General features: G+C 54.3%; 28 protein-coding genes. 4 read left to right on the plus strand and 24 right to left on the minus strand.

Features of this window, described 5'->3' with window-relative positions:
* Window positions 1-11: 11 nt before the first annotated feature.
* Window positions 12-4823 carry an RCC1 domain-containing protein gene (locus H7B90_RS04965; RefSeq protein WP_185134756.1) on the minus strand — a complete coding sequence of 1604 codons (4812 nt, stop codon included), beginning with the start codon at window positions 4821-4823 and terminating at the stop codon, window positions 12-14.
* Window positions 4824-5056: 233 nt separating this feature from the next.
* On the opposite strand from H7B90_RS04965, the gene H7B90_RS04970 reads away from it, so the two are divergent.
* The 3 genes from H7B90_RS04970 (at window position 5057) to H7B90_RS04980 (ending at window position 6401) form a co-directional block, all read left to right on the plus strand.
* A complete protein-coding gene (locus tag H7B90_RS04970) occupies window positions 5057-5683 on the plus strand; it encodes a TetR/AcrR family transcriptional regulator (RefSeq protein WP_185134757.1) in 627 nt (208 codons plus the stop codon).
* 152 nt (window positions 5684-5835) lie between these two features.
* A complete protein-coding gene (locus H7B90_RS33645) occupies window positions 5836-5961 on the plus strand; it encodes a glycosyltransferase (RefSeq protein WP_185134758.1) in 126 nt (41 codons plus the stop codon).
* Between the two features lie 122 nt (window positions 5962-6083).
* Entirely contained in the window at window positions 6084-6401 is a 318-nt protein-coding gene (locus tag H7B90_RS04980) for a hypothetical protein (RefSeq protein ID WP_185134759.1), read from the plus strand.
* A gap of 116 nt (window positions 6402-6517) precedes the next feature.
* On the opposite strand, the gene H7B90_RS04985 is transcribed toward H7B90_RS04980, so the two are convergent.
* Genes H7B90_RS04985 through H7B90_RS05005 form a run of 5 tightly spaced genes read right to left on the minus strand, consistent with a single transcriptional unit; the run spans window position 6518 to window position 10214 of the window.
* Window positions 6518-6913 carry an ISAs1 family transposase gene (locus H7B90_RS04985; protein WP_185134777.1) on the minus strand — a complete coding sequence of 132 codons (396 nt, stop codon included), beginning with the start codon at window positions 6911-6913 and terminating at the stop codon, window positions 6518-6520.
* Window positions 6914-6925: 12 nt separating this feature from the next.
* Window positions 6926-9250, minus strand: a complete 2325-nt coding sequence (locus H7B90_RS04990; RefSeq protein ID WP_185134760.1) for a VirB4-like conjugal transfer ATPase, CD1110 family — start codon at window positions 9248-9250, stop codon at window positions 6926-6928.
* A complete protein-coding gene (locus tag H7B90_RS04995; RefSeq protein ID WP_185134761.1) occupies window positions 9243-9608 on the minus strand; it encodes a PrgI family protein in 366 nt (121 codons plus the stop codon). Before H7B90_RS04995 ends, H7B90_RS04990 begins: the two co-directional genes overlap by 8 nt.
* A gap of 34 nt (window positions 9609-9642) precedes the next feature.
* Complete coding sequence (locus H7B90_RS05000) at window positions 9643-9999, minus strand: hypothetical protein (RefSeq protein ID WP_185134762.1); 357 nt, start codon at window positions 9997-9999, stop codon at window positions 9643-9645.
* A 29-nt stretch (window positions 10000-10028) separates the two neighbouring features.
* Window positions 10029-10214 carry an aspartyl-phosphate phosphatase Spo0E family protein gene (locus tag H7B90_RS05005; RefSeq protein WP_185134763.1) on the minus strand — a complete coding sequence of 62 codons (186 nt, stop codon included), beginning with the start codon at window positions 10212-10214 and terminating at the stop codon, window positions 10029-10031.
* Window positions 10215-10383: 169 nt separating this feature from the next.
* Here H7B90_RS05005 and H7B90_RS05010 point away from each other — a divergent pair, with 169 nt between their 5' ends.
* On the plus strand, window positions 10384-10635 hold the full coding sequence (locus tag H7B90_RS05010) for a helix-turn-helix domain-containing protein (RefSeq protein WP_185134764.1): 252 nt from the start codon (window positions 10384-10386) through the stop codon (window positions 10633-10635).
* 2 nt (window positions 10636-10637) lie between these two features.
* Here the strand turns inward: H7B90_RS05010 and H7B90_RS05015 are convergent, their stop codons facing one another.
* From H7B90_RS05015 to H7B90_RS05095, 18 genes are all read right to left on the minus strand, one after another.
* Window positions 10638-11477: a VirB6/TrbL-like conjugal transfer protein, CD1112 family gene (locus H7B90_RS05015; protein ID WP_185134765.1), complete on the minus strand. Its 840-nt coding sequence runs from the start codon at window positions 11475-11477 to the stop codon at window positions 10638-10640.
* A 67-nt stretch (window positions 11478-11544) separates the two neighbouring features.
* Window positions 11545-11850 (minus strand): glutamyl-tRNA amidotransferase, encoded by a 306-nt coding sequence (locus tag H7B90_RS05020; RefSeq protein WP_185134778.1) that lies wholly within the window; start codon window positions 11848-11850, stop codon window positions 11545-11547.
* Window positions 11850-13589 carry a VirD4-like conjugal transfer protein, CD1115 family gene (locus H7B90_RS05025; protein WP_260410757.1) on the minus strand — a complete coding sequence of 580 codons (1740 nt, stop codon included), beginning with the start codon at window positions 13587-13589 and terminating at the stop codon, window positions 11850-11852. The genes H7B90_RS05020 and H7B90_RS05025 overlap by 1 nt, the downstream gene beginning before the upstream one ends.
* Window positions 13590-13605: 16 nt before the next feature.
* Window positions 13606-13797: a hypothetical protein gene (locus H7B90_RS05030; RefSeq protein ID WP_185134767.1), complete on the minus strand. Its 192-nt coding sequence runs from the start codon at window positions 13795-13797 to the stop codon at window positions 13606-13608.
* A 48-nt stretch (window positions 13798-13845) separates the two neighbouring features.
* Window positions 13846-14751: an ArdC-like ssDNA-binding domain-containing protein gene (locus tag H7B90_RS05035; protein ID WP_185134768.1), complete on the minus strand. Its 906-nt coding sequence runs from the start codon at window positions 14749-14751 to the stop codon at window positions 13846-13848.
* Window positions 14748-15101 (minus strand): hypothetical protein, encoded by a 354-nt coding sequence (locus tag H7B90_RS32720; RefSeq protein ID WP_260410758.1) that lies wholly within the window; start codon window positions 15099-15101, stop codon window positions 14748-14750. Before H7B90_RS32720 ends, H7B90_RS05035 begins: the two co-directional genes overlap by 4 nt.
* A gap of 18 nt (window positions 15102-15119) precedes the next feature.
* On the minus strand, window positions 15120-15644 hold the full coding sequence (locus tag H7B90_RS32725) for a PcfB family protein (protein ID WP_260410759.1): 525 nt from the start codon (window positions 15642-15644) through the stop codon (window positions 15120-15122).
* On the minus strand, window positions 15553-16974 hold the full coding sequence (locus tag H7B90_RS05045) for a relaxase/mobilization nuclease domain-containing protein (RefSeq protein WP_185134769.1): 1422 nt from the start codon (window positions 16972-16974) through the stop codon (window positions 15553-15555). Before H7B90_RS05045 ends, H7B90_RS32725 begins: the two co-directional genes overlap by 92 nt.
* Window positions 16975-17005: 31 nt before the next feature.
* Window positions 17006-17350, minus strand: a complete 345-nt coding sequence (locus H7B90_RS05050) for a plasmid mobilization protein (RefSeq protein WP_148456371.1) — start codon at window positions 17348-17350, stop codon at window positions 17006-17008.
* 242 nt (window positions 17351-17592) lie between these two features.
* Window positions 17593-17910, minus strand: a complete 318-nt coding sequence (locus H7B90_RS05055) for a type II toxin-antitoxin system RelE/ParE family toxin (protein WP_185134770.1) — start codon at window positions 17908-17910, stop codon at window positions 17593-17595.
* Window positions 17888-18181, minus strand: coding sequence for a type II toxin-antitoxin system Phd/YefM family antitoxin (locus H7B90_RS05060; RefSeq protein WP_249043504.1), 294 nt, complete (start codon window positions 18179-18181; stop codon window positions 17888-17890). The genes H7B90_RS05055 and H7B90_RS05060 overlap by 23 nt, the downstream gene beginning before the upstream one ends.
* Window positions 18182-18343: 162 nt before the next feature.
* Window positions 18344-19294, minus strand: a complete 951-nt coding sequence (locus H7B90_RS05065; RefSeq protein ID WP_185134771.1) for a DUF3991 domain-containing protein — start codon at window positions 19292-19294, stop codon at window positions 18344-18346.
* Between the two features lie 49 nt (window positions 19295-19343).
* Window positions 19344-19628 carry a hypothetical protein gene (locus H7B90_RS05070; RefSeq protein ID WP_185134772.1) on the minus strand — a complete coding sequence of 95 codons (285 nt, stop codon included), beginning with the start codon at window positions 19626-19628 and terminating at the stop codon, window positions 19344-19346.
* A gap of 181 nt (window positions 19629-19809) precedes the next feature.
* Window positions 19810-20688 carry a hypothetical protein gene (locus tag H7B90_RS05075; RefSeq protein WP_260410764.1) on the minus strand — a complete coding sequence of 293 codons (879 nt, stop codon included), beginning with the start codon at window positions 20686-20688 and terminating at the stop codon, window positions 19810-19812.
* 101 nt (window positions 20689-20789) lie between these two features.
* Window positions 20790-22613, minus strand: a complete 1824-nt coding sequence (locus H7B90_RS05080; RefSeq protein WP_185134773.1) for a recombinase family protein — start codon at window positions 22611-22613, stop codon at window positions 20790-20792.
* A gap of 52 nt (window positions 22614-22665) precedes the next feature.
* The gene (locus H7B90_RS05085) at window positions 22666-22851 is read right to left on the minus strand and encodes a stage II sporulation protein R (RefSeq protein WP_185134774.1); all 186 of its coding nucleotides are present in this window, start codon (window positions 22849-22851) and stop codon (window positions 22666-22668) included.
* Between the two features lie 102 nt (window positions 22852-22953).
* On the minus strand, window positions 22954-23814 hold the full coding sequence (locus H7B90_RS05090; RefSeq protein ID WP_185134775.1) for a ParB/RepB/Spo0J family partition protein: 861 nt from the start codon (window positions 23812-23814) through the stop codon (window positions 22954-22956).
* Window positions 23815-24099: 285 nt separating this feature from the next.
* The gene (locus H7B90_RS05095; RefSeq protein ID WP_079913955.1) at window positions 24100-24414 is read right to left on the minus strand and encodes a hypothetical protein; all 315 of its coding nucleotides are present in this window, start codon (window positions 24412-24414) and stop codon (window positions 24100-24102) included.
* Between the last annotated feature and the right edge of the window lie 472 nt (window positions 24415-24886).

Consider the following 24886-nt stretch of genomic DNA (forward strand, 5'->3'; position numbering starts at 1 on the left):
ATAGCACGATCCTACGGATTTATAAATTGCATTGCCTGCAGCGTCCGCTTCAACAGGGCGGCGCTTTGCGCGCGGGACGCATGTTCCCGGGGGCCGAACTTCGTTTCGGTCAAACCGCGAATGATGGAGGCTCCGGTCAGCCGATCCACTGCGTCGCGCGCCCACGGCGCGATGTCCGCTTCGTCGGCGAACGTTCTCGTCGTCGCCCCGTTCGCGTCCGGCGCATATCCGGCGTATTCCATCGCCCTAATGATCATGACCGCCATTTGTTCGCGGGTAATGGGAGCTTCCGGTCGGAACGTCCCGTCTTCGAAACCGACGACGAGCTGATGTTGTTGAGCCGCCCGGACGGCTCCCGCATACCATGCACCAGGAGCCACGTCCCGGAAAGGCGCCGCTCCGTTCGGTTCATCGTCCAGCCCTAGGGCCCGCACGAGCATGGCGGCAAATTCGGCGCGGCTGACAGAATCGTCCGGCACAAACAGGCCTTGCCCTCTCCCCTCAATAAGCAGCTTGTTCGCCATCAGGACGATATCCTCTTGCGCCCAATGTCCGTTCACATCCGCAAACGAATGATCCGTTTCAATCACCGCATAAGCTCCATCGTAAGGCGATCGGATCGTCACCAAACCGTTGTTCGAGAAAATGGACGGGACGAATCGTATGCGCCCGTTTTCGTCGATGCGCACGGCCGTCGCTTGGTACGGATTGGCGGGCTCGGGCAGATGAGCCGTCAAGGTTGCGTATGTTCGGCCCCAATTCATGCTGCTGCCGTCATTGGCCTCCAGCGAATAAACGACCGGATGAGGGAGCAGCGGCTCCCCATCGACACTCGCAATTGCTCCGTTCGAGGTATCACTGACGGAACCGACTGCCGCGGCGATCCCGAAGGTTACCGTCGCCTCTTTTGGAATGCCCTGCAGGACGTGGAGCGGAAGGCGCTGCCCATTTCCGTTGACGCTCCATTCCAACCAGGCGTCCTGACGAAGTTCCACCGCATGCAGCAGTGAGGCGGCCGGAAGGTCCATTTTGACCGCCTCTCCGATGTCTTGTGCTTCGATCCGAATATAGTACGACTGAGCTGCCAACGCTTCGGACAATTGCCCCACCGTCGGGAAAATCCGAGTTATACGTTGCCCGTCGGACGACTCATACAAGGCGTCGACCCGTTTGACCAGGCCGTTGATTTTGATGATCACCTGATGGAGCGCCGCAGACCCGCCTCCCGTTCCCGAGTTCCCCGAATATCCGGAATCACCAGAGCCATCAGAGCCACTAGATCCGCCGGATCCAGCAGGAGCAGTGACCGTCACCGTGCGTGTCACTTCTGCGGCGGCGTTGCCGGACGGATCCGTCACATTGTAACGGAGTCTATATGTACCTGCTTTGTGGGTATCTACGGCTCCACTCACGACAATGCGATCGGAGATGTCGCCGTAATAGGCATCGGTCGCTTGCGCTCCGGGATCGGCAAACGCTGCGCCCAGCGGCACGTTCATCGCGGAATCGCCGAGCAGCGTGAGAACGGGAGGCTGCGTATCTTGCACATAGACCGTGCGCGTCACGGTCGCAGCCGCATTGCCTGCGGCATCGGAAACGTTATAAGCTAGCGTATAAGTGCCGAGGGTCGACGTATCCACCGTTCCGGTCACCGTGATCGAAGCGGAAAGGTCGCCGTCCTGCACATCCTGCGCCGTTGCGCCGGGATCGGCAAACGGGCTGTTCGCTTCCACCGTCATGGGATTCGGTCCGTTCAAATAAATCGCCGGCCCGTCTCCGTCGTACACGTTCACATCGCGGATGACCGCGGCGGCATTGCCGGATGGATCTTCCGCACTGTACCGCAGCGTATACTTACCCGCGTGGCTTGTATCTACCGTTCCGGTCACGACAATGCGATCGGAGATGTCGCCGTAATAGGCATCGGTCGCTTGCGCTCCGGGATCGGCAAACGCTGCGCCCAGCGGCACGTTCATCGCGGAATCGCCGAGCAGCGTGAGAACGGGAGGCTGCGTATCTTGCACATAGACCGTGCGCGTCACGGTCGCAGCCGCATTGCCTGCGGCATCGGAAACGTTATAAGCTAGCGTATAAGTGCCGAGGGTCGACGTATCCACCGTTCCGGTCACCGTGATCGAAGCGGAAAGGTCGCCGTCCTGCACATCCTGCGCCGTTGCGCCGGGATCGGCAAACGGGCTGTTCGCTTCCACCGTCATGGGATTCGGTCCGTTCAAATAAATCGCCGGTCCGTCTCCGTCGTACACGTTCACATCGCGGATGACCGAAGCGGTATTCCCGGCGCGGTCCGTGACCTCATATTGAATCGGGTAATTGCCGAGGCGGGTCGTGTCAACGGCTCCCGAAATCGTGATGGACGAGGCCGGAATCGCGCCGTCTATCGCATCAAGCGCCACCGCCCCCGGTTCCGCATACGTCCCGCCTTGCGGAATATTCATCGGATTGCTGCCGTTCAGCGCAAGCTCCGGCGCCGTGTTGTCCAGCACGAACGCATTCGATACCGCGTCGGCGACATTCCCGGCCAGATCCTGCGCGCGGATATGCAAGTACCAGTTGCCGTCCCCGCTCGTCTGCCGCAGCGTATCGCCGTCGGCAAAATCGGTCCAGCCGTCTGCGGGAGGGGCCGTGCTTTGCGACCACGCGTATTGCAGCGAGTCCGCGTCAACACCGCTTTCCGCATCCGTCACGGTCACGGTGCTTTCCGCCGATTGTGAAGGTGTCGCATTGCCGTTCGCGGCGAACTGAACGTCGGGAGGCGTATCGTCTGGCAGCACGGTGATCGTATACGTCCGAGGCGGCTTCAAGTGTGGTTCAACCCGAATCGGAATAACCATCGGCGTTCCCGAAACGCTGACCGTGGCAGCCGTCCCGCTGGGGTGCGGCTGGTTGTTGACATATAGTTCCGCGTAATTCGTGTCTGCCAGCGTCGCCGTGATATGTACGCTCGATACAGACGTACCGATGTAACAGGTATAAGCGGTGACCGAAGGGGAAAATGAGGGATTCAGACCCCCTCCCTGCACGGTCAGTCCGCTCAGACGGTCATCGCCCGGTATGTTCAACTGACCAAAGTTATTAGATCCCCAGGCGACGACCGTGCCATCCGATTTCAGCGCCATCGAATTCCGCATGCCCGCCGCGATGGCCACCACCCCGTCAAGACCGGCCGGCACGTTCGCCTGGCCGAAATTGTTATCGCCCCAACCGACGACGGTGCCGTCCGCTTTCAGCGCCAGCGAATGAAACTCTCCCGCCGCGATCTCCGCTACCCCGTTAAGCCCTGCCGGCACGTTCGCCTGGCCGAGGATATTCTCGCCCCAGGCGACGACGGTGCCGTCCGCTTTCAGCGCCAAAGAATGTCTCTCCCCCGCCGCGATTGCCACCACCCCGTCAAGACCGGCCGGCACGTTCCTCTGTCCATAGGAATTCGATCCCCAGGAGACGATGGTGCCGTCCGACTTTAAAGCCAGCGAATGATGCATGCCCGCGGCGATCGCCACCACCCCGTCAAGACCGGCCGGCACGCTCGACTGACCAGAGTTATTATATCCCCAGGCGACGACCGTGCCGTCCGATTTCAGCGCCAGCGAATGCCACCCATTCGCCGCGATGGCCACCACCCCGTCAAGACCGGCCGGCACGTTCCTCTGCCCCCGGCTGTTATCTCCCCAGACAACGACGGTGCCGTCCGCTTTCAGCGCCAGCGAATGATCCACCCCAGCCGCGATCGCCGTCACCCCGTCAAGACCGGCCGGCACGCTCGACTGACCAGAGTTATTATATCCCCAGGCGACGACGGCGCCGTCCGACTTTAAAGCCAGCGAATGAGAGTATCCCGCTGCGATCCCGACTGCCTTGACAGGCATAGCAGTCCTAGCAGGCACGTTCGACTGACCATAGCTATTATATCCCCAAGCGACGATAGTTCCATCTGACTTTAAAGCCAATGAATGCTGATCTCCCGCTGCGATCGCCGCCACCCCGTCAAGTTCGGTCGGCACGTTCGATTGACCATAGGCATTGCGTCCCCAGGCGACGACGGATCCGTCCGATTTCAGCGCCAGCGAATGATACCCGCCCGCCGCGATGGCCGTCACCCCGTCAAGCCCGGCCGGCACGCTCGTCTGACCATTAACATTCGATCCCCAGACGACGACGGTGCCGTCAGATTTCAGCGCCAGCGAATGATTCATTCCCGCCGCGATGGCTACAACCCCGTCAAGCCCGGCCGGCACGTTCAATTGACCAGTGTTATTACGTCCCCAGGCAACAATGGATCCGTCCGACTTTAAAGCCAGTGAATGATGAGATCCCGCCGCGATTGCCACAACCCCGTCGAGCCCGATCGGCACATTCAATTGACCATCGGTATTCGATCCCCAGACGACGACGGTGCCGTCCGCTCTAAGCGCCAGCGAATGATCCAATCCGGCCGCGATGGCTACAACCCCGTCAAGCCCGGCCGGCACGTTCGACTGACCAGAGTTATTATATCCCCAGGCAACAATGGATCCGTCCGACTTTAAAGCCAGTGAATGATAATATCCCGCGGCAATTGACGTCACGCCGTCAAGCCCGGCCGGCACGTTCAACTGACCAAAGTTATTATATCCCCAGGCGACGACAGTGCCGTTAGATTTCAGCGCGAGTGAATGCCCGAGTCCCCCCGAGACTTTCACATACGGGCTTCCCTTGCCCGCTTGCGCCGCGTGCGCCGCCCCGACACCGTAGGGTATCGCCGAAATCAACAGCAACATGAAAGATAGAATAAGGGAAATGAGCTTTCGACTTTTTAACCCTAACATGATAAACACTCCCGCATTCTATAATCCGATTTGCATATCATATTCCACATTCTGAAAATTTTGAGCTAGACGAATTCGGAAGAATCGAACCGTACAGTTCAGTTTGATTTTTAATATAAAGGGTGTTACACTTTCTGTCAAGACGACAGCATTCGCGCCGCATTGACCCGACCTGTGCGATGTGGAATAATTTGAACAAGCAAAACAAAGCAGGGAGGAGTGATCTGGACCCTATGGCAAATCTGTCGCCGCGGGAAGCGGCAAAGCGCAAACAAATTTTGACGGCTGCCCGCAGCCTGTTCTTGACCCGGGGATACGCCGGAACGAGCATGGATCTCGTCACCTTGGAAGCCGGTATATCCAAGCAGACGCTGTATCGCTATTACGCCACCAAAGAAGCGCTGTTCTCCGACCTGCTGAGCCAGGTGATCCACGAGCTTACGGAGGAGAAGCAGCCGTCGCTGGCGAGCTTGCCCCTGCCCGAAAACCGGGAACAGCTCTTCGATATTCTGCTGATGATGGCCCAGGTCATCGCCATAAAGCTGAGCGACCCGCTGTATCTATCGATTCTTCGCATTGTTTTTGCGGAATCGGTCCGCTTCCCCGAGCTCGGGGAGTTGCTCCTCGAATCCTTTCCCAGAAGTACCGAGGTATTGACAGACCTGCTGAAGAAGTGCAGGGAAACGGGGCTGGTGAAGCTGGAGGACGACGATGTGGAAATGTCGATGAGAATGTTCGTCGGGCCGCTGATCGGCCATGCCGTCGTTGGCGGACTGCTCAGCGGCGCTTCCGCGCCGGAGCCTATGCCGGAGGAAGATCTGCAGCAGCTGTGCCGAATTTATGCGGAGTCTGTTACTTGATTCGTTGCGCGGGGGGGAGGGAGCACCGTCTGCGCTTCTCTCCGCTTCTCAATTCCATCGGTGAGCCATGATGAAGGGCAAGACAGTCGCCGTCAAGCTGTTTGAAGTAGCGGGATTGGCGGATTGGAAAAGAGCATGGAGGTGTTCGACCGGTGCCGGTCATAGCTGTCATTGCGTCGACGTACAATCGGCCGGATACGGTTGCGGAGCTTCTGGAGGCGCTGAGCCGCCAGACGTTCACCGATTCTGAGGTACTGTTTGTCAACGACGCCGGTTAACCGGCCGACGATGTCGTCCGTCACTACCCGAAATTGCACGTGGAAGTGATCAACATGCCGGTCAACTCGTACCACGTCTGGGCGCGGAATGCCACTCCCCGCTTGCGCGCGGGGAGTGGATCATGCTGATCGACGACGACCTGATCGTTCCGAATCATATGGAAGTGATGCTGAGGGAATCGCAGGATGCCGATCTGGTGTACGGAGATGCGGAAATTTTCGAATATGTTTTGAAAAACGGTCTGCGCCACGCGATCAGCCTCTTCCTGTTCGCCTATGAACATGACCCGGAATTGTTCCGCCGGTACAACACCCGTGTTCCTTCAGGCTCGCTGTACCGGAACCGGCTGCATGAACGACACGATCCGCCACTTCGATCCAGAAAATGCGGAATTATTAGGATTGGATGCTGCGCGTCATCAAGGCAGGCCTCCGCATAAAGAAGGTTCCCCGCGCCGGCACGCTGTATGCGTTCTCGCCGGAAAACAGGGGAGACAACTCGCGCAAGACGGACTCGATGAAGCCGTACCTCGACACAGGGCAATCGCTTACGAAATCAGTCTGAAATCGGAAGTTGAAGCACCTTGAGTAGATAATTATGACCCCATCCACAAATTTTGAGTTTGGTGCGCATGCTGCCCTTCATCGTGGCTTCCTTTTTGACCAGATTCAGGGCAAGGTGACGCAAGACATTCAAGTTTTCAGCGCCGTGCCCCGTACGCGCACGGCTTTCGTCTTCTCGCATCACCGTGTCCAGCACCCAATGGAGCTTGTTTTCAATGCCCCAGTGGCTGCGGCGGGCGGCCAATAATTGTTGGGCCGTCGCGCCTTGCTGGCTATAGATAAAGTAGCTGGTTTCCGTGGTGCGCTGTTCCCCAATTTGTCGCTCCGAGACGATCATCCCGATCCCGGCAAGCTTCTTCCAATCTGCTTTGCCGTTAAGCCAGTCGATGTCCTCGGTTTATTACTCCCCGGGCTTCGTCGTCATCAGGCCGTACAGCTTCGTATGCCGCGGGAACTTGTCGCTAAACGGCACAAGGGAGCTGCCTACCTTCATCAATCCATTCCCGGCGTCAACATTGGTAATATAAGAGAGTTGCAGTTCCGAAATATTAAGAAGCTCGGCAAGCTCTACCCGGTCGGTAGCTGCTTGATTCAGCATGACGATAAATTCGCTGTTCGCGAGCATCGTCCGGGCCGTATGACTTTGCAGCAAATCATCCACGTTTTGCGTAATGCCCGTACAAAAAGCGCCATACTTTCGGACGCGCTTCCAAAGCGTGAACAGAAAGTTGGCGCTGTATTCATGCTGAAACAGAAGATAGATTTCATCAATAATGATAAACGTATTTTTGCCTTTAACCCGATTTTGTGTAATCCGATTCAGGATGCTGTCCAGTACGACCAGCATGCCGATCGGGAGAAGCTGTTTGCCCAAGTCGAGAATGTCGTAGCAGATGAGCCGGTTATGGACATTGACATTGGTCGGCTTGGCGAACGTATTCAAACTGCCGGAAGTAAACAGTTCAATCGCAAGCGCGATATCTTGCGCTTCCGGCTCCGATTGCTTGAGCAGCTCCGCGCGAAAGTCCTGAAGCGTCGGCGGCTGCCCCTTATAGTTGCTCTGCAAATACTTCCTGTACACGCTGGCGGTGCAACGGTCAATGAGCGACTTTTCCTTGGCTCCCAGCTGATAACCGCCAATCAATTGCTCGCAGAGCGAGAGGACGAATTCCGATTTGAGAATAATCGGGTTGGCTCCGTCGCCATATTGCCGGTTCATATCCATCGCATTGATATGGTTGGGCGAGGTGGCGGATATATGAATCGTCTCGCCGCCCATTGCGTTTACCAGCGCGGAGTATTCCCGTTCCGGGTCGATCAGGATCATATCGTCGTCGCTGGCCAGCATCTGGTTGACGATTTCCCGTTTCGCGGTAAAGCTTTTGCCGGAACCGGATACGCCGAGGATAAAGCTGTTTCCGTTCAGCAATTGTTTGCGATTGGCGATGATCATGTTTTTGCTGATTACATTTTGTCCGTAGTAAATGCCGCCCGAATGCACGATTTCCTGTGCCCGAAACGGAATAAAGACAGCCGTGCTTTCTGTCGTTAACGTCCGCAGCGCGTGAACCTTCCGCAAGCCGTAGGAGAGCACCGTATTCAGGCCGTCCATTTGCTGATAGGTAAGCGTGGAAAACTGGCACAAATGCTTGCGGGCGGTTGTGAGCAGCGCCTCCGTATCGCTGTCAAGCTGCTCCTTGCTGTCCGCAATGTGGACCATTGTCAGTAGACCGAACATCATCCGCTGATCGCGGGTGGTCAAGTCGTTCAGAAATTCTTTGCTCTCTTTGCGTTGCTGCTCCATATCGTAAGGGACCACGGCAGAAAAATTGTTGTTCCGGTTTTGTCTCCGCTGCCAGTTGGTGATGTTCGTCTCCACGCCGAGCAAACGACTCTCCACTTCGCGAACGGCCTCGTCGGTCGGAATCGGGATGATATCCAGCGACAACAGCAAATTCCGATTCAGATCGCAAAGCTCGGACACCATACTATCCTTTATATAGCTGGCGTATTCCCGCAGAAAGATGACGCGGCCAAAAAAGCTGCCCATCCGAAAATGATCCTTTTCAAACTCGAATGTGTCTGGGCAAATGAAGTCCTTGAAATCATGACCCTTGCGCATTGTTTCGGACAGATGGAAACGAAAATCCGCTTCCTTGCCGATCCGAAAGAAATCATGGAAAATGCGCAGACGGTCGGTTGCATCCAGTTCGATACATTTGGAACCGAGACGGGAAAAATGCGTCATCAGTTCGGTTCCGACCCTTGCGAAATATTGACGGGCTTCCTCTACATTTTTCTTGACCACAGAAATGGTAACGTACTTTTCCTGAATCGTACCGTTTGCGCCGATGGCCTTTGCGAGCAACATCTCGTTGTACTCCTGCCGGTACACATCTAGATGATCCTCCCGAAGCGGAATCAGAATCGAGCTTTCAAAATCGGCCCGATTCAAACGCCGGTTATGGATTGTAATTTTCGTGGTCGCTCCGCTGTCGAAGGAATTGAGCAACTCGGAATAAGACAAAAACATCGCTTCCTTGTCTTCCCTGGACGCTACGGCGTAGTTGATATCCTCGAACCGATACGATTTGGAGAATTTGTTGCCGACAAAAAAAATCCCGTCCGGCCAGAGAGCGCGAATCGGGATGACTTGCTGAACGCCTTTCGGGATAACAAATCGTTCCTTGTCCTGCTTGATGATGCGTCTGAGCGTTTTAATCACGGCTTATCATCCTTTCCTGCTCATGATGCTGCATGCTCTTTTTCAGCGCTTCAACGTAGATGTTGGTCGAATAGAAGACGAAGCGTCTTGGCAGCAGAAATTCCGATTTCACATACGCCCAAAGCAGCTGCTCGGCCGTCATGCCGTGATAGCTGATGAAACCCAAGGCTGCGCAGGGCGCGGCCCCCAAAATGCACATCCAACTGAGCGTTTCCAAGCCAAAGCGGCCGCGCAGTCCAAAATATAGTCCGATCGCCACGCCAACAGCCAGCACAGAAAAAAAGAACTGCCGCAAGGACAGTCCAAAGAATAAGCTTTCCGTATAATCCCGGATTTCCCGGTTAATTTTCACTTCCATTTGAAATCCTCCCATAAACGATGCTCACTATGGTCTACAACTCGCCCTCAGCTTCCGGTTGAACCGATGTTGGCTCTGTCTTTTTCGATCTTGCCAACAACTTATCGCCGGATAGAAGAGGATCGGCTAAAAGCGCAAATACAAGCTGAGCGCCGTCTCGCATTCCTTGCAAATATAACCATTCATTCATGATCGCCTGCTTAAAATGGTGCTTGTCCTCCCATTCCATAAACGCCGGCAACTGCGTCATATCCACGCCGGAAAACATTGCTTGAAAAGCCGATTTCTCTTCATCGCGACATCTACGCAACTCGGGATGGTGTTCGATTCGAGCTGTAACGTGATCCAACCGCCGTTGAATCGCGTTTTGAAACCATGACGGAAATTGCATTGATTGCCCCCCTCCTCGTGAAACGAGTGTTAGCGTAACTGGTGCTCTCGTTCGGCCCTCTTGCGGTGCAGTTGAACGATCAACTCGTCTACCTTCCGACTTTGAGCCTGAACCGCCTCATTCTCGTACAGGGGAATTCCGTGTTCAAGAGATTTTTTTCCCAGTTCGTTCAGCTTCCTTCTTTCTTCCTCTAATTGACCTAGCAAACGTGTCATCAGTCGGCCTCCCAGTGTCTTCATTAGATCGGCGTTCTTGGCTGTCTAAAAGATAGATTGCCGTTCCATTTTATTGCGAAAATCGGTTTATTTTATTTTAATTCGATATTCGCATTAAAACAACGATGCACTCACGTACAATTTTGCTTGTAATGTGAGGTGCATACAAATGAAACATCGAAAGGAACCGCCGGGCGATAAAAATATAATCGGCGTAAAAGTCGTTGCCATTCGCAAGGCTAAAGGGATGAAACAGAAGGAGTTTCTTGCCAGATTGCAAACGGCTGGCCTCGACATCAGTCCTACCAGTCTTTCGCGTCTGGAAGGGCAGTACCGGCTTGTCCAAGACTACGAAGTCGTAGCGATCGCCAAAGCGTTGGATGTTTCCGTCCGGGAATTGCTGGGCGAAGAATCGGAATGAAGTTACAGCCCCATCATCTCCCTCACCACCCGGTCCGCCATTTTGACCGTCCCCACGAGTACCAGCATGTTGAAAATCAATTCGCCAATGTACGTCCACACCATCGTAACCGCGCCTGCGCCTTCATCGACCGCCGGGGGAGCGGAGGCAAAGGCGGAGTAGATGATGCAGGCGAGCACGATAATCGCTCCCTCCAGACAAGCGGCCGCATACCCTTTGAGAAACGATTTGCCGATATTTTGGCTCGGCTCTCCGGCAAAGGCGGATAGCGGAACGGGAGCGATCGCCGTATATAAATAGATGCGAAAAAACCGCCCGTACACCGAGAGAATCATCACAAAAGACAACACCGTGATGAACAGACTGCCCAGAAGGGAGACGACCCACAGCGGAATGCTTTGCCAAAAGCCGACGTCTTCAATCGCTTTTGCAATGGTGTTCGGCAAGGTCATGGCCTCCGTCTTTCCGAACCCGGAACGTCCCATCATCGTGGAGATGATTCCCTGAACAATGGTAAACAGCGCCATCATGAGCTCCAGCCCGTAGGTGACGACCGCTTTGGCCAGGACAAAACGAATAAACAGCTTGACGGCCATCTCCGGCTTTTTCACTTCGGCAAAACTGCCGGTCGTCTTCACCACGCCAATCACAAAAAACAAGACCAGGAGCGCCAGTCCCGTCGCCTGCAACGCGCCGTGAATGTCGGTAATGACGCGCCACACGCCGCCGCCTTTGAAGTCGGACGGCGACTCGGTAACAAGTTGCCAGATTTCGTTCATTTTCTCGTTCCACGTATCGAGCGCATGTTCGAGATTGTCAATGATCCAACTGTTTTTGGCCATATTCTCACCCCTTTTCTGTAGACGGGGAACAGACAAACCGTCCGTTCCCCTCATTTGCGACTCCCGTTTATCCGGCAATCAGGGTAAGAATTTCCTTCGTGAAGGTAATGATAATCCCGCCGGCGAGCGTCAGGAACCCGTTCGCCCGCTGGGAAGGGTCGTGAGACTTGAGCGACAATCCGATCTGGACAATGCCGAAGCCGAGTATGATCATGCCGATGGCCCGGATGAAGCCGAATATGAAGGTGGACAAATTGTTGACCGTCGTCATCGGATCGCCCTCGGCATAAGCGGTGGGGACGAATACGGTTCCCGTTAACATCAGCATGATGTACAGTGACAGCAGCCGTTTCCTTTTGAACTTCAATTTCATCATTCCCTTCGTAAAAATAGCGACTCCATGTCTTCTTCCGACAGAAGCTCGTACTCTCCGTTTTCATCAAGCGTCACGGTTCGCCAATCCAAAGCGTGTTCCGTGCCGCCATGCTGGAAGGGAGGACCTTTGCCATCCGTCGTGAGCGCGACATGGGGATGCCTGAGCAAATCGTATTTGTCGTCCTGAACAGGGCGCTCGCCGCGAATAAAGAGCAAGGCATAGCGATTATCGAGGAACCGCACCTCATCGGGCGTCAGCAAGTCGCGGCCGGACAACTGATAGTTGATCGAATAACTGCCGCTGCGTCCCTTGCTTTGGCCGTATGTGTTCGTGTCGATCGTTTCCTTGCCCAGCAGCTCCGAGACGTATTTGTGGGTGGATTGTTCATTGCCGCCCAGGTACAAGAACACGTCGCAGTTCCCGACGATCGATTCCCACGACTCCTTATACAGCGCTTTGAGCTGCGCTAAATTTTGCAGGATGATGGAAACCGAAATCTCGCGGCTGCGCATGGTGGAGAGCAGCTTGTCGAATTCATCGGGCAAGGCGACGTTGGCAAATTCGTCCATTACGAAATGCACGTGCACGGGTAAGCGTCCGCCATGCCGGTAGTCGGCCTCATACATCAGGCATTGAAAAAGCTGGGTGTAGAGCATCCCGACGATAAAGTTGAAGCTGCTGTCGTTGTCGGGAATGACGGCAAACAGCGCCGTCTTCTTTTCTCCCATGACAGCCAGATCCATTTCATCGACCAAGCTCATCCCGGCGATCGAATGCAAGTTGAACTTCTCCAGCCGAACGCCTAGGCCGATCAATATCGATTTGGCCGTTTTCCCCGCTGCCAGCTTGAAGATGTTGTACTGTTTGACCGCCAAATGCTCCGGGTCGCGCATCGCCAGCCGTTCAAACAACTCGTCCAGCGGACTCTGGTAGGTTTCGTCTTCTTCCCGCACTTCGGCGGCGGCAATCATCTCCATCACCATCGGAAAATTCTGTTCCTCCGGGGGGGCTTCATAAAGCAAATACAACATGAGTGCCTCCAGCAGCGCCGTTTCGGAACGTTCCCAGAACGGGTCGTTCGTATTGCTGCCCTTTGGCGTTGTATTGCGAATCAGGTTGGTGACCAGCTTCAGCACATCCTTGTCGTCGTGCAAATAGGCGAAAGGGTTGTAGCCATGGGAGCGGTGCGGATTGATCAGATCGAGCACCTTGATGTCATACCCTTCGGCCTTGAGCAGATGACCGGTATCGCGCAAGATTTCGCCTTTCGGGTCGAGAACGACGAACGACGTGTTCGCTTGCATGACGTTCGGTTTGGCGTAAAACCGCGTTTTCCCGGAGCCGGAACCGCCTACGACGAGCACATTCACATTCCGGCGATGCTTGCGGCCGTCGAGCCCGATGCAAACCTGCTTGGTTAAAATTTTGTTTTGTCCCGGCTGCTTGCTTCTATATTTGGCGCATATGCTTTTCGCCCGGCCCCAGCGGGCGCTGCCGTGCTCCTCCCGTCGTCGATAGTTTCGCGGGGAGGCCAAGTAAATACAGACGCCGAGTCCATAGGCCAGCGTAAAAATGAATAGGCAGCGCGGCGTGTCGTCTACCCACTGAATGTCGAACGGGTGGTTGATCGCCACGCTCAGATGCTCCACCATCGCCGGAAGCCCGCTGGAAAGAGAAGGGGCGGTGAGCAATGCCGCCCACAGGACGGGAATCAAAAAAACCGCAAAGAGTATCAAATGACTCCTTGCGGTTTCAACGCGCCTCATGGTGACCCCGGCGTTTATGTTTTTGATAAGGAGCGTCAATCGTTTTGAGCAACAGTTCATCGACGGCATCGGTGGGGCGCTTCTCGCCGATCAAATCGTTTCGCAGCGCATTCAGCGCATGCACCACAATGCCATGCTCGTAATGATCCAAACAGAGAATACGTTCTTCCTCCTTCACAGGCAATTCCCTCCCGAACAAAAATTGAACATGTCCCACGCGGCGCTCCTACCTTACCGGTTCCGTCCGTTGTTGTTGCCGCTGCTGCGCCAGCATCCGGTTCATCCTGCGGGCAATGTCATGAGCGGTATCTTTCATCACCGTAAGTTCGGCGCGAATTTGCTGCGGCTCGATGTCCTTCAGCTTCTCCGGCACTCGATGGAAACGAAAGGACGACGTGTCCACGCCGAACTGTTTGCACAGCATGTAAGAGGCGCAATATGCATGGAACGTAAAATCGGAACGGCTGTATCGGCCATCGCCGCGATCAAGTTCCGCATGCGCCAGCTCCTGCGCGAGCGCCCGAAAAATATCTCCCGCATCCATGCCGCGGCGGATGACAATATTCCGCATGTCCGGCTGATAGAGCGCATGCGTTTCCGGCGGCAGCGCATCGCCGATGACGATCGGAACAGGGGCGCGATCCATCAGCGCTTTGATGCGCATCCGGTCGTCCGGATTGGTCAGTTGCTCCCGCTTTGGGTTGGCCGTCGTTTGTGCGATGTCGAACATTTTTTTGAGGTTATAGCTGATGCCGGTGCTGCCGTCTTCCCTCCGGTACTCCTCGCCCGGCTCCAAAATGTAAAAGCCGGTCTCCTTGCGGCGAATAAAGACGCCTTGTTCCTTCCACGAATCGAAATCGCCGATGCGGGTCGCCTCCGGCCGCTGCATGAGAATCAGAAGCGCATTGGATACGCTGTAACGGTCGAAACGGCTTTGCACATCCAGATACCGCTGAAATTCATCGCCGCTTTGCGAGATGGCGGTCGTGGCGGCATCAATCGTCTCGTAGGCCCATTGCCTGAGTTCCTGCTTTTTCTGTGCCCACGCTTCCTTGTCAAAAGGTTGCTCGGATGGATTCGCGGAAGAATGGCCGGATGCTTCCTGCCGGAATAAATCGTCCAGATTGCTCATTTGGCTTTCCCTCGCTTTCGTGTTCCGATTGGTTTGGTTTTGCCCGTCTTCGCTTTTCCATTATTTCGCTCGCTTCGCTTGGGCAGCGACGATTCCTTGACCATCTGACGCCGTTCTTTCTCCGCCTTCCGATTTTCTTCCCGGATCTCGCGCAGCAGTTCGCGGATCGATGGCCGCCGCTGCACTTTCCCGGCTTTCGGTTCAATCATACCCCTTGCGGATGCTTCGTTGCGCCCGGAGGTAGGCTCGGACGGATGGGACGGCTCCGTCGTCGCCATCGCGGGGTTTGGGTTGCCGTTCGCCGGGGAAGCGGGTTGCGTCGATTCGGGTCTCTGCATCAGTTCGTCCAAAAAATCGTCGTTGCTCTTCTACGCAGAAGTTCCCTTGACTGCCGCTCCTTGTACCTCCGTCTCCTGCCGGGTTTGGTCCGATGCTTGTTGTTGACCCTCCCCAAGCGTTGGATTGTCCTGCTGTTTCCCGGTGCGGGATTTCTCAATTTCACTCTTAATGCTGGTTGTATCCACGGTCGCCAGTTTGAACCGCTCGACGATGCGGTTGATTTTGGACGCGTCCTCGGCCCGCACCATCACATCGCACAAGCCATCGACATTCTTTTTGTCCCGCAGGGCGCAGTACAGGACGCCGTATCGTTTGGCTTCCTTGCAGAACGTGGGCAGGTCCTCGTTTTTGACGGCAAACACTTTCAATTCCTTGCCGCTGCGAAGCAAGCTTTCCAGACGGATGCTGCCCTTCGTCCGCTTCTGCCCCTGCAGGGCGGCAAACAAATAGACGGCCAGATGTTTAGCGCCTTCGCCGGAAATCTTGGCCATCACCTCGATGCCCCGCAGACTCATGTTGACGACCTGATCGGCCGCCTCGGCTCCACTGCTCATGAATGGCGTCCTCCTTTCGATATGGCTTGTACTGCTCGTTTCCATAAAGTTTGGTCATCATTTCACCCGACCGGGCAAAGGTACCCGCACAAAGTTTCACCTCCTTTCGGAGCTTGACAAGCCGCTTGGACAGCTCGGCTATTTGCTCTTTGTAAGCGGCGATCTGGCTTTCCTCCTTGCAGCGGCGGAGGCGGTTGTATAGCGCTTTGCGTTCGCCGTAAAGCAAGCGCATCTCTTGCCGGGTAACAGATACATAGTCCAAAAGCTGTTCCTTGTTGGAGATACGGTGCTGGCAGAGCAGCTTGGTTTGCGCGGTAATAACCGCCAAGTGACGCAAGTCTTCCCGTAATAAAAAAGGCGTCCTTCTCACGGACGCGCGAAAACGGGGCCATATGCCCATCTCATATAAATAGCGCAGGTACAATGCTTGCAAGCCGCTGAACTTCCTGCCGGATCGAAGCGTTCCTTTGCAAACGGCGCGCGTGCGTCGCGGCATTGGCGGAGGCTGTGCTTTACGGGGAATGCGATTTCGTAAAATCCGCTGTTTCAGAGCCTCTTCCGTATAGTCGTCTCCCAAGCTGCGCAAACGAACGAAACGTTCCTTACCCGGTGGACGCACTGCCATATGCTTCACGGTCGTCTTCACGTCATAGCCTTGCTTTTGCAAAGAGGCGATAAACTGGGTCCACGTCATGGATGCCGCAATCGCCTGATCCACATCGCTCCGAATCGTCCCCCTCCAAGTCGGCTTGCCTTCCCGATCTGCTTTCCATTCTCCATAGTGTTTGGCCTTGCTCTGCTCGGGTTGCTCGATCACAGACAATGCATGTTCACGGCATAGCCGGTCGGATGTTCTTCTTAGAAGGGCGTAGGAGGCTTTGTTGTCGTAATACCGTTTGCCGTCCATAAAGGAGACGGAGTTTAGCACAAAGTGATTGTGCAAATGCTCCTTGTCCAGATGGGTCGATACCACGACTTCAAAACGATCGCCCCATAGCTCCTGTGCCAGCTTGACGCCGATGGTGTGCGCCATTTCCGGCGTCGTTTCGCCTGGTGCAAACGCTTGGTAGCCATGAAACGCGACGATGCCATCCATCTTTTGAAATTGACGCTTGGTGCGCTGCATTTGCTCATAAGCGGTGAGCGGATCGCAATTGATTCCGCTCACATAAAGATGCCTCTCTGTTTTGACATCCGAGGCTGCATATACGAGCGCCTGTTGCAAACCTTCATTCTCGATGCGCCCTAAATCCGTTTTGTCGGGATTGGAAGCATAGTCCAGCACGCGCTTGAGTCGATCGGTAACGTCCCAGATTGCAGTTGTCGCCATACGCATGCCCCCCTTTACGGCGGATGTACGTTCAGATTCCCGCCGGCTTGGTTCTAGGCTCCGGCGCTGTTACAGCCTGTTGAATGTATTGGACGGCGCGGCGCAATTGATCCGCCTCCTGCTGAAAAGCGGCCCGATCCAGATGCCCGGTTGCGTGCGCCTTCGCCGCCAATTGATTGAGATTATTGCCGATTGCGTGAAGCTCTCGCATCATCGCATAATAATCCGGCGGCGGCAGCGGCTTCGGTATATACCCATTGATGAGCGCCCGGATGTACGCTTCCCGAGAAAGACCTGTTTGTTTCACTTCATTCATTAGACGAACATGTTCGCTTTCACTTAAACGAAGCAGAAACGAGATCGAACGTTTTCTCAACGAACAACCCCCTTTCAAAATCAACTATTCGAAGAAGTTTACGCCGCAATAAACAAGCGATCATGAAGGGTCTTAGGGGCGCAGGCCCCTAACAAGCGAATTTGGATATCCAAATTCAGTGCTTGCTGCAACACGAGACATTCGTCTCGTGTCGCCTTCAAAGCACCTGCCGGGAAAAAGAGAGGCCCCAAAAACACAAAAAAGACGCCGATCCGCTCAGCGTCTTCCGCAGAACTTTTTTGTTATCGCACCAACCAGCGGTAATCCTGGCGGCAGTCTACAATGAAATCGACATACACGATTTCATCCTGAATCTGATACAACACCAGATACCATTTTTCCACGAACATCTTGTGATACTTGTTTGACGGAATAAATTCCGCTTCCAGAAAAGGATAGCGTTCCGGCATTTGCGCCAAGGAACGTATCGCTTGCAGCAATTCGTTTTTCGTTTTCCGCGCCGCATCCGGACTTTTCTCCGCAAGAAATCGCACATGAACCGCCAGCATTTGGCGGGCGCGATCGGAGACGACGATCTTATAACGGGGCATCTTTTCCATGCTGAACCTCGTCAATAATGCCCTCCAGGTAAGCGTCCAGTTCGTCCGGCGTCACACCAGCACGGCCCGCCAAACGATCCTCTTGCACAGCGAGCAGTTCTTCGCGCAGCTTTAACATCTTCTCGCGACGGGAGAACGTCTCAATGTCCATCACGACGAGATCGCCTTCACCGTTCTTGGTCAGATAAACCGGTTCCCCGGACGATTTGCATAGATCGGCGATTTCATTATAGTTTTGCCGGATACTGGCGGAAGGTTTGATAATCATCATGGTCACCCCTTGCATAGCTGTATATTGATTTTATTATACCTATTACATGCTATATAATCAATGTGGTTGCGCTTATCCCCAATCTATTCACATCTTATCCACATACAGTGAGAATTTTCCGTAGCCCAGAAAGAAAAGACGCCAACCGTTCAGCGTCTACCGCTATCGGGATGGTTCACCGCGTCTTCTTCGGAATTCCATTAAATCGTTGTTTACATCCTTTCCGAACTTAGGCGGCTCATCGAATATGAGAAGGGCTGGAGAGAGGAGTCTTTGTATCGTGGCTGCCGCCAATCGCCCCGGCTCATCATTGTCCAGATGCAGGACAAGTCGATTCACCTGGGGAAAGCACTGCAAGTAATGCATTAGGGCTGACGGGGGAATAGAGTCCTCCCCATTTGTCCTGGGCCTGTATATTCCGGCCAGCGACAGCTTATGCGCCTGCCGCCAATCCCGGCCAGCGAGATGTTCCAGCGTACAGTAGGATAAGAGATCAATGGCGCTCTCAAACAGATGCAGTTCCGTACAGTTTCCCGAGGCCGGAATGGAAAACGAATACCGCTTGTCGCTGCCAGCGGCTTCCCCCATATAACGGGTGCTTGTCGTACCGCGTATCGCCGCATAGCGCGGCGTTCCTTGCTGGTCGAAACCGACGAATACCGCGTTGTGATAGCGGCGGCTTTCATACAAACGCCCCGTTTCGAGACAGTAGTCGATCAACGTGCGATGGATACCGCGTTTGCTGAGATAGGCCATGACGCGATGCGATGTACGATTCGGTTCGGGAAGCTCAAACCGCGCTGGAGAATAGCGTTGTTGCAAAGATTGCGAAAATGCAGGTGCGCTGCCCGGATGAACGCCTTCAATTTGCAGCACCGCATCGGGAAAAGACATGCCCCGCACTTTGATCAAATAGTCCAGCGCCGAGCGTCCGCCGATCCCCCTTGACCACCAGTACCATTTGCCGTTGGAAATTTTCAAGCTGTCGTGTATCCGGGTGGTGTAGACATTGCGAGAGCATCGGACCAGTTCTGCCGGCTCGTGCATATGCAAATATGTGAGCAGATCCAGTCTTTTGGCACGTTCGATCTGTTCCTTGTTTACGTAGCTCATTGCCGCAGCTCCATTTGGAAATCCAGACAGCGTCCGATGGGTATATTGTTCATCGTGCTTTACCCCTCTTTTTGGGGTACAGATAAGCTCTGCCTTCCTTCAACTTCGTAACGCCTTTCTTTTTCATGAATGCGTCTAAATCGCCTTCATGAACTTGACTGGTCACCCCGTTTGAGTCGCGGATGTAATAATACGTGTCGCCAAATCCGTTCTTCTCTTTGGATATCAACTCCAATGACGGCACGGTTTCTCCCTCCTCGATCAAGCCGGTTCCGTAACCAAAAGGCGGCAAAATCGGACAAAAGCATCCGCCGCTTGGGATGGCATACAACATGTTCATTCCTCCGGAAATGAGAAAAGGACCCCAAAACCGGAGTCCAATTCATCATGTGATTTATAACTTTAACAAGTGAGCTATCTTCGACCTGTGAAATGCTCGCACCGATACCATGTTCTTTTCCGTAATGGTCAGCAAGAAGTTCCCTTTCAGGGGGAGGAACGACGGTGTCAGACCGTTATCGCTCACGGCCCACCACCCGCCGTTCCGGCGCTTCCGGTTCTTCGTCCGGCACGCTGTCCACGGCTTCGTTTTCTCGCTTGTCCATGTTGAGCAGCGCATTCAATTCCGCAAGACGCGCCGCTTTCGTTTGCAGCTCCTGCTCCTTCTCGAATGGAGCCGCGATTTGTTCCTTCGCCGTTTCCATTTGCTGCCGCAAGGTGGCAAGCTGCTCGCGGGCATGCTCCAGCTTCGCAGGCAAGTCGGACAAGGCATTGTTGATGCGGCTTATGTTGCCGCCCGCATCCGCTCCGAGCGTCACCGTATGAGCGAGCGCGCCGCGCAGCGTAACCTTGTATTCCTTATGGAAGCTGTCAAAGGACAGCCAAAAGGAAAAGCCCCGGTAGCTGCCGATTTCCTGCGGATCGGGCGAAGTCATTCCTTTGCAAGCGTCCAGCAAAGCCGCGCCCGCTGCCGCCCTCTCCGAGTAGGTGTAATCTTTGACCGTCATGCCGGGGAATTTATCTGCCCCATCTGCCTCGGATGCCAGAGAACGTGTATACAAAGCAACGTCCTGTTCATAGCCGGCAATTCGTTCCTCCGTGGACTTGATTTGCTGCGGCAGCAGCTTGAGCAGCCGGTCCTCCAGCGCATAGCGCTGGCTCAAGTGGTTCGCTTTGAGCAGCTTCAGTTTGGATACCTGGATGTCCAAGTCCATTTTCTCCTTGATGTACGGGTTGCCGGTCGCCAGCGCCTTCACCTCGGCATAGGAGAGCGCCGTCTCGTCAATATCCTCGGCGGAACGCACCGGCGACTTGCTGGTCATGATCTGCGAAATGAAACGCTGCTTGTTCTCCAGCGTTTGATAAAGGTACGCGTCGAACGTGTTCTCCGTCACATAGCGAAAAATATGCACCTCGCTGTTCTGGTTGCCTTGCCGGATAATGCGCCCGCTGCGCTGCTCCAGATCTGTCGGACGTTCTTTGCGGACAGTCTATTTCACGCGCCGTTTTGGCGCTTCTTGCTGCGTACGCGCCGCTTGCTGCTTTCGATCTCCTGCTGCTTGCGGACAATGGGCCGACACGTCGGGCAGTACTTTGCCACGTTGGAAAGAGGGGAGTAGACTTCTCCGCAGCGTTGGCATGCCTTATCCGGCACAAGGCACCGCCGCGGCGTTACCTCATGGACTCGTGCGGGGTCGAGCGCCCCTACAAACTTGTAGTAAATTCGGATATGCTGCTCATAGCCGCCGCCCTCGACCTTTACCCGCTCAGATACCGTGATGCGATCAATCAGTTCATTCACGATTCTGGCCGTCAGTGTTGTGATTCCCTTGTATTCGCGAATACGTTCCACAAAGGCAGCTATGCCTTTATCGTTGCGTCCCTTGGCAACCAGTTCCGCGTCTATGGCGCTCAGTCGAGCTTCAATATTCATCTGCTCCTGCTCGTACTTCGCTGCCATCAGCCGGTAATTGCGTTCGGTGATTTTCTCCATCACCTTGTCCTCATACAAGGCGGCAAACAGCTTGTCCAGTTCGGCAACCCGCTTGGCCAGCCGCCGCCGTTCCCTGCCGTATTCCCGGGCCTCCTGATCGCTGATCTTGGACAGACGCTGCTGCAATGTTTTAACCGCCTTTTCGTCATTTACAGCCATCCGCGCATATTCGTTAATGTCGGTCATGACGGCGTTCAGCAGGTCGCGCGCCTCAATGGTGTGCGAGGTGCAATGCACGTTGCCGTATCGACCAAAATTGTTGCAGCAGTACTGCACACAGTCGATAATATCCGGGCGCTTGCGCCGGTTTGCGCTGGCCGCTCGCATGGCGTAACCACAGTCTGCGCATTTCAACACGCCGAGGAACACATTGTCATATCCATACTGGTTTTTTTCTCGCCTTCGACTGGTCATAAGCTGCTGCACTGTATCAAATTCTTTCTGTGTCACAATGCCCTCATGCGTTCCGGGAACGGTCTCCCATTCCTCCGGCAGGCGAGAGGGACGCTTCTTACTTTTCATGCTGACGGTCGGACGCTTGTAGCCTGTTAGATTCCCCGCATACACCGGACTTCTTAAAATGCTCCGAACGCTGTTTTCGCTCCAGATATAACGGTTTTCCTCCGAATCCTTAAAATAGCGCTCGTATCCTTCTCCGTTTTCAGCGGCATACGCGGCCGGGCGCAATATGCGCTGGCTGTTCAGATATTTCCTTATTTTCCCAATCCCGTTGCCCGCCAGTGCAAGGTCAAATATTTTTCGGACGATCGGCGCGGTCTTTTCGTCAATCAGCAGATGATTGTTGTCAGCCGGGTCTTTGATGTACCCATACGGCGCTTTGGTTGCCATGAATTTTCCCTTGTTGAACCGCGCCCGATACGCGGACTTGATCTTAACCGATACGTCGGCAGCGTACATTTCGTTCAAAATATTGCGAAACGGCGTGATGTCCATAGCCGCCCGGTTCAGGGTATCTACACCGTCATTGACAGCAATATATCGGACGTTATGCTCCGGGAAGAACACCTCCAGATACAAGCCGCAGTCCAAATAGTTCCGACCGAGCCGGGAGAGATCTTTGGTAACGACACAATCAATCAGCCCGTTCTCAATGTCTTTCAGCATAGCTTGAAAATCCGGTCGATTGAAGTTTGTGCCGCTGTACCCGTCGTCTACATAGATTTTCACCAGATGCCAGCCCTGCCGCTTCACATAGTCGGTCAGAATCGCTTTTTGGGTGCCGATACTGGCGCTCTCCGCTTCGTTGCCATCATCCTTGCTCAAACGGCAATAGACGCCGACATTGTAAATCCTGTCCGTTTTCATCGGTTCCCTCCTCCTTGTTGCTGACGGCGGATAACCGTCGTTTGCGTACATTCTATGTGCTGTCGTCCTCCTTGTCGAAGGTGCGGACTTCCTCCGCATGGCGAAGTAAATCCTCAAGCACAACGGGCAGCAGCGCATCGGTTGCGCTCTGACTGCCGACAAATTCCCGCTCTACCACCAGCCGTGCCGGCTTGCGGGAAACGCGTTGCGATTTCTTCGGTTTCTTTTTTTCCTTCATGCCTTCAAGTCCTTTCGTTTGATTTGTGGCCGAGCAGGAAGGGAGCTCAGACGAAAAAGAGGCATCGGTCGCCCAATGCCCCGTTTACCAGCCGGGAAAAAGTCAGCGGCTGTTCTCGCGGCTTCGTTCCCGCTTTTTTCGCCATTCCTCCAGCAGCTTCAATATGGTTTTCTCCATTTGCTGAGTCGTATAGCCCTTCGGAAAATAGTCCTTGATGCTTTCCTTTTGCAACTTGATCTGCTCCCGCTGATTCGGCTTTTCCTCGGTCATGATTCTGAATATCGCTTCCATGTCGAGTAGGCCGTCCGCACTCAGCTTTTTCATGCGCTGAGCTTGGGAAAGAGAGGGGGTGCGGTCTTCGCTACCCATCGTTTCCAGCAGCGCTTCCTGCTCCTTCTCGGACAGATAGGACAGCTCCACGGCAGGGTTGAACGCCACCTTCCCGCTGTCCACCATTTCAAGCAGCGGCGGAATCAATTCGGTGAGCCGGATATAGCGTTGAACTTGTGTCGCGCTCGTTCCCACATCAACGGCAACGCGCTCCCGCGACTTCTGTCCGAGTTGGTCAGGAGTTCCGCTATCAGTCAAATCGTTGCGCTGCCCTTGCCGCTTGATTGCATCCAGCTTCATTTTGTAAGCCCATGCTTTTTCGGACGGCAACACATACTCGCGGTGCAGATTGCTGTCTACCAGGGCGATAATCGCGGCGTTTCGATCCATTTTACGAATAAAGGCGGGGATCGCAGCGATCCCCGCCTTTTCACAAGCTGCCCTTCGGCGATGTCCAGATATGATTTCATAGCCTCCTTCTTCCCGCGGCCGCACGATAAGCGGCGAGATTACGCCATGCGTCCGAATACTTTCCACGATGGCCTGCAACTCGTTGTTGTCCGCGACCTGATAGGGATTCTCGGGGAACGGGTGAAGCTGATCTATAGGGATGGTCGTAACCATTTCGTTCATCGGGCGGTATTCCCTCCTTTTTCCCGGCAGGTGTCTGTTGGCAACGTGAGACTGTGTCTTACGTTGTAGCAAGCACTGAATTTGGATATCCAAATTCGCTTGTTAGGGGCTTCGCCCCTAAGACCCCGCCATTTTGCCGCCGCTACGACTTCAACACATTGAGCGAGTAGGGGGACACATCTATATAAAAAGCGCCGGAACGGTGTCGACTCGCAGTTCTGACGCTTGTATTTTCTACGCAAAGAAAAAAGGACGCCATTGAATCGCAGCGACCTTTTCGGAATGTTATTTGGTTGGTTCTGGTTTAACCTGCGAATTAGCGAGCATCTGCACGGCCAGCATAAACCCGCATTGCAAACCGATTTCCATATACACATCTTCGCATGTACCTGCATAGTCATAAACCTTTGCAGTTGCTTCTTCGTATTCAGCCATGTCGGGGAACTTATCCTCTAGAAACTCAATAACAGACTTATGCACTTCGTCAATCCGCTCCTTGTGGCTCTTCGGATTGATGTCGGTGCCTGCCACGCCACGTAGCAAAAATTCACGAATACACTGAATTTGGGCTCTTTCAAAGATTTCTGACATATGGTTCATTTCTATCACCCCCCCCCTGTTGATTCGTATTGCAATGAAATCAACAACATTGTAATCCCGTCACCCTTTGTTGACAAAGCTATACAGCTTCACCACCGCTGCGGCAGCGTGAAGATGGGGGATTGGGGGTGCAGCCCACAACAAGCGAATTGGGGAGACCAAATTCAGTGCTTGCTGCAACGCGAGACAACCATCTCGCGTTGACTTCCAGAACCCGCCGGGAAATAGGACGAATACCGATGAAAAGAGCATTCGCGGCGGTACCATCGATTAGCTTGATGCCTTGAGAAAATGAAGTTGTAGATAGATGTCGGGCTTTAAGCTAACAGGCAGATTTGCTTGGTAAGTCGCCGTCCACCTTTATTGATATTAGATAGCATATAGAAACAAAATTCCCTATTTATTCGTCTAACGTATGAGTACTTGAATTATGGTGTAATTGCAGAGAAAACTTATCCTGAATTTCGAAAGT

The organism is Cohnella xylanilytica (genome assembly GCF_014212175.1).
GTDB classification, from domain to species: Bacteria; Bacillota; Bacilli; order Paenibacillales; family Paenibacillaceae; genus Cohnella; species Cohnella xylanilytica.

What these genes read in the sequence shown, in the direction of transcription:
- H7B90_RS04965 (WP_185134756.1), bottom strand. Translation starts at nt 4,823, where the DNA reads ATGTTAGGGTTAAAAAGTCGAAAGCTCATTTCCCTTATTCTATCTTTC.
- H7B90_RS04970 (WP_185134757.1), top strand. Translation starts at nt 5,057, where the DNA reads ATGGCAAATCTGTCGCCGCGGGAAGCGGCAAAGCGCAAACAAATTTTG.
- H7B90_RS04980 (WP_185134759.1), top strand. Translation starts at nt 6,084, where the DNA reads ATGCTGATCGACGACGACCTGATCGTTCCGAATCATATGGAAGTGATG.
- H7B90_RS04995 (WP_185134761.1), bottom strand. Translation starts at nt 9,608, where the DNA reads ATGGAAGTGAAAATTAACCGGGAAATCCGGGATTATACGGAAAGCTTA.
- H7B90_RS05000 (WP_185134762.1), bottom strand. Translation starts at nt 9,999, where the DNA reads ATGCAATTTCCGTCATGGTTTCAAAACGCGATTCAACGGCGGTTGGAT.
- H7B90_RS05005 (WP_185134763.1), bottom strand. Translation starts at nt 10,214, where the DNA reads ATGACACGTTTGCTAGGTCAATTAGAGGAAGAAAGAAGGAAGCTGAAC.
- H7B90_RS05010 (WP_185134764.1), top strand. Translation starts at nt 10,384, where the DNA reads ATGAAACATCGAAAGGAACCGCCGGGCGATAAAAATATAATCGGCGTA.
- H7B90_RS05015 (WP_185134765.1), bottom strand. Translation starts at nt 11,477, where the DNA reads ATGGCCAAAAACAGTTGGATCATTGACAATCTCGAACATGCGCTCGAT.
- H7B90_RS05020 (WP_185134778.1), bottom strand. Translation starts at nt 11,850, where the DNA reads ATGAAATTGAAGTTCAAAAGGAAACGGCTGCTGTCACTGTACATCATG.
- H7B90_RS05035 (WP_185134768.1), bottom strand. Translation starts at nt 14,751, where the DNA reads ATGAGCAATCTGGACGATTTATTCCGGCAGGAAGCATCCGGCCATTCT.
- H7B90_RS32725 (WP_260410759.1), bottom strand. Translation starts at nt 15,644, where the DNA reads ATGAGCAGTGGAGCCGAGGCGGCCGATCAGGTCGTCAACATGAGTCTG.
- H7B90_RS05045 (WP_185134769.1), bottom strand. Translation starts at nt 16,974, where the DNA reads ATGGCGACAACTGCAATCTGGGACGTTACCGATCGACTCAAGCGCGTG.
- H7B90_RS05055 (WP_185134770.1), bottom strand. Translation starts at nt 17,910, where the DNA reads ATGGAAAAGATGCCCCGTTATAAGATCGTCGTCTCCGATCGCGCCCGC.
- H7B90_RS05060 (WP_249043504.1), bottom strand. Translation starts at nt 18,181, where the DNA reads ATGATGATTATCAAACCTTCCGCCAGTATCCGGCAAAACTATAATGAA.
- H7B90_RS05065 (WP_185134771.1), bottom strand. Translation starts at nt 19,294, where the DNA reads ATGAGCTACGTAAACAAGGAACAGATCGAACGTGCCAAAAGACTGGAT.
- H7B90_RS05070 (WP_185134772.1), bottom strand. Translation starts at nt 19,628, where the DNA reads ATGTTGTATGCCATCCCAAGCGGCGGATGCTTTTGTCCGATTTTGCCG.
- H7B90_RS05080 (WP_185134773.1), bottom strand. Translation starts at nt 22,613, where the DNA reads ATGAAAACGGACAGGATTTACAATGTCGGCGTCTATTGCCGTTTGAGC.
- H7B90_RS05085 (WP_185134774.1), bottom strand. Translation starts at nt 22,851, where the DNA reads ATGAAGGAAAAAAAGAAACCGAAGAAATCGCAACGCGTTTCCCGCAAG.
- H7B90_RS05090 (WP_185134775.1), bottom strand. Translation starts at nt 23,814, where the DNA reads ATGAACGAAATGGTTACGACCATCCCTATAGATCAGCTTCACCCGTTC.
- H7B90_RS05095 (WP_079913955.1), bottom strand. Translation starts at nt 24,414, where the DNA reads ATGAACCATATGTCAGAAATCTTTGAAAGAGCCCAAATTCAGTGTATT.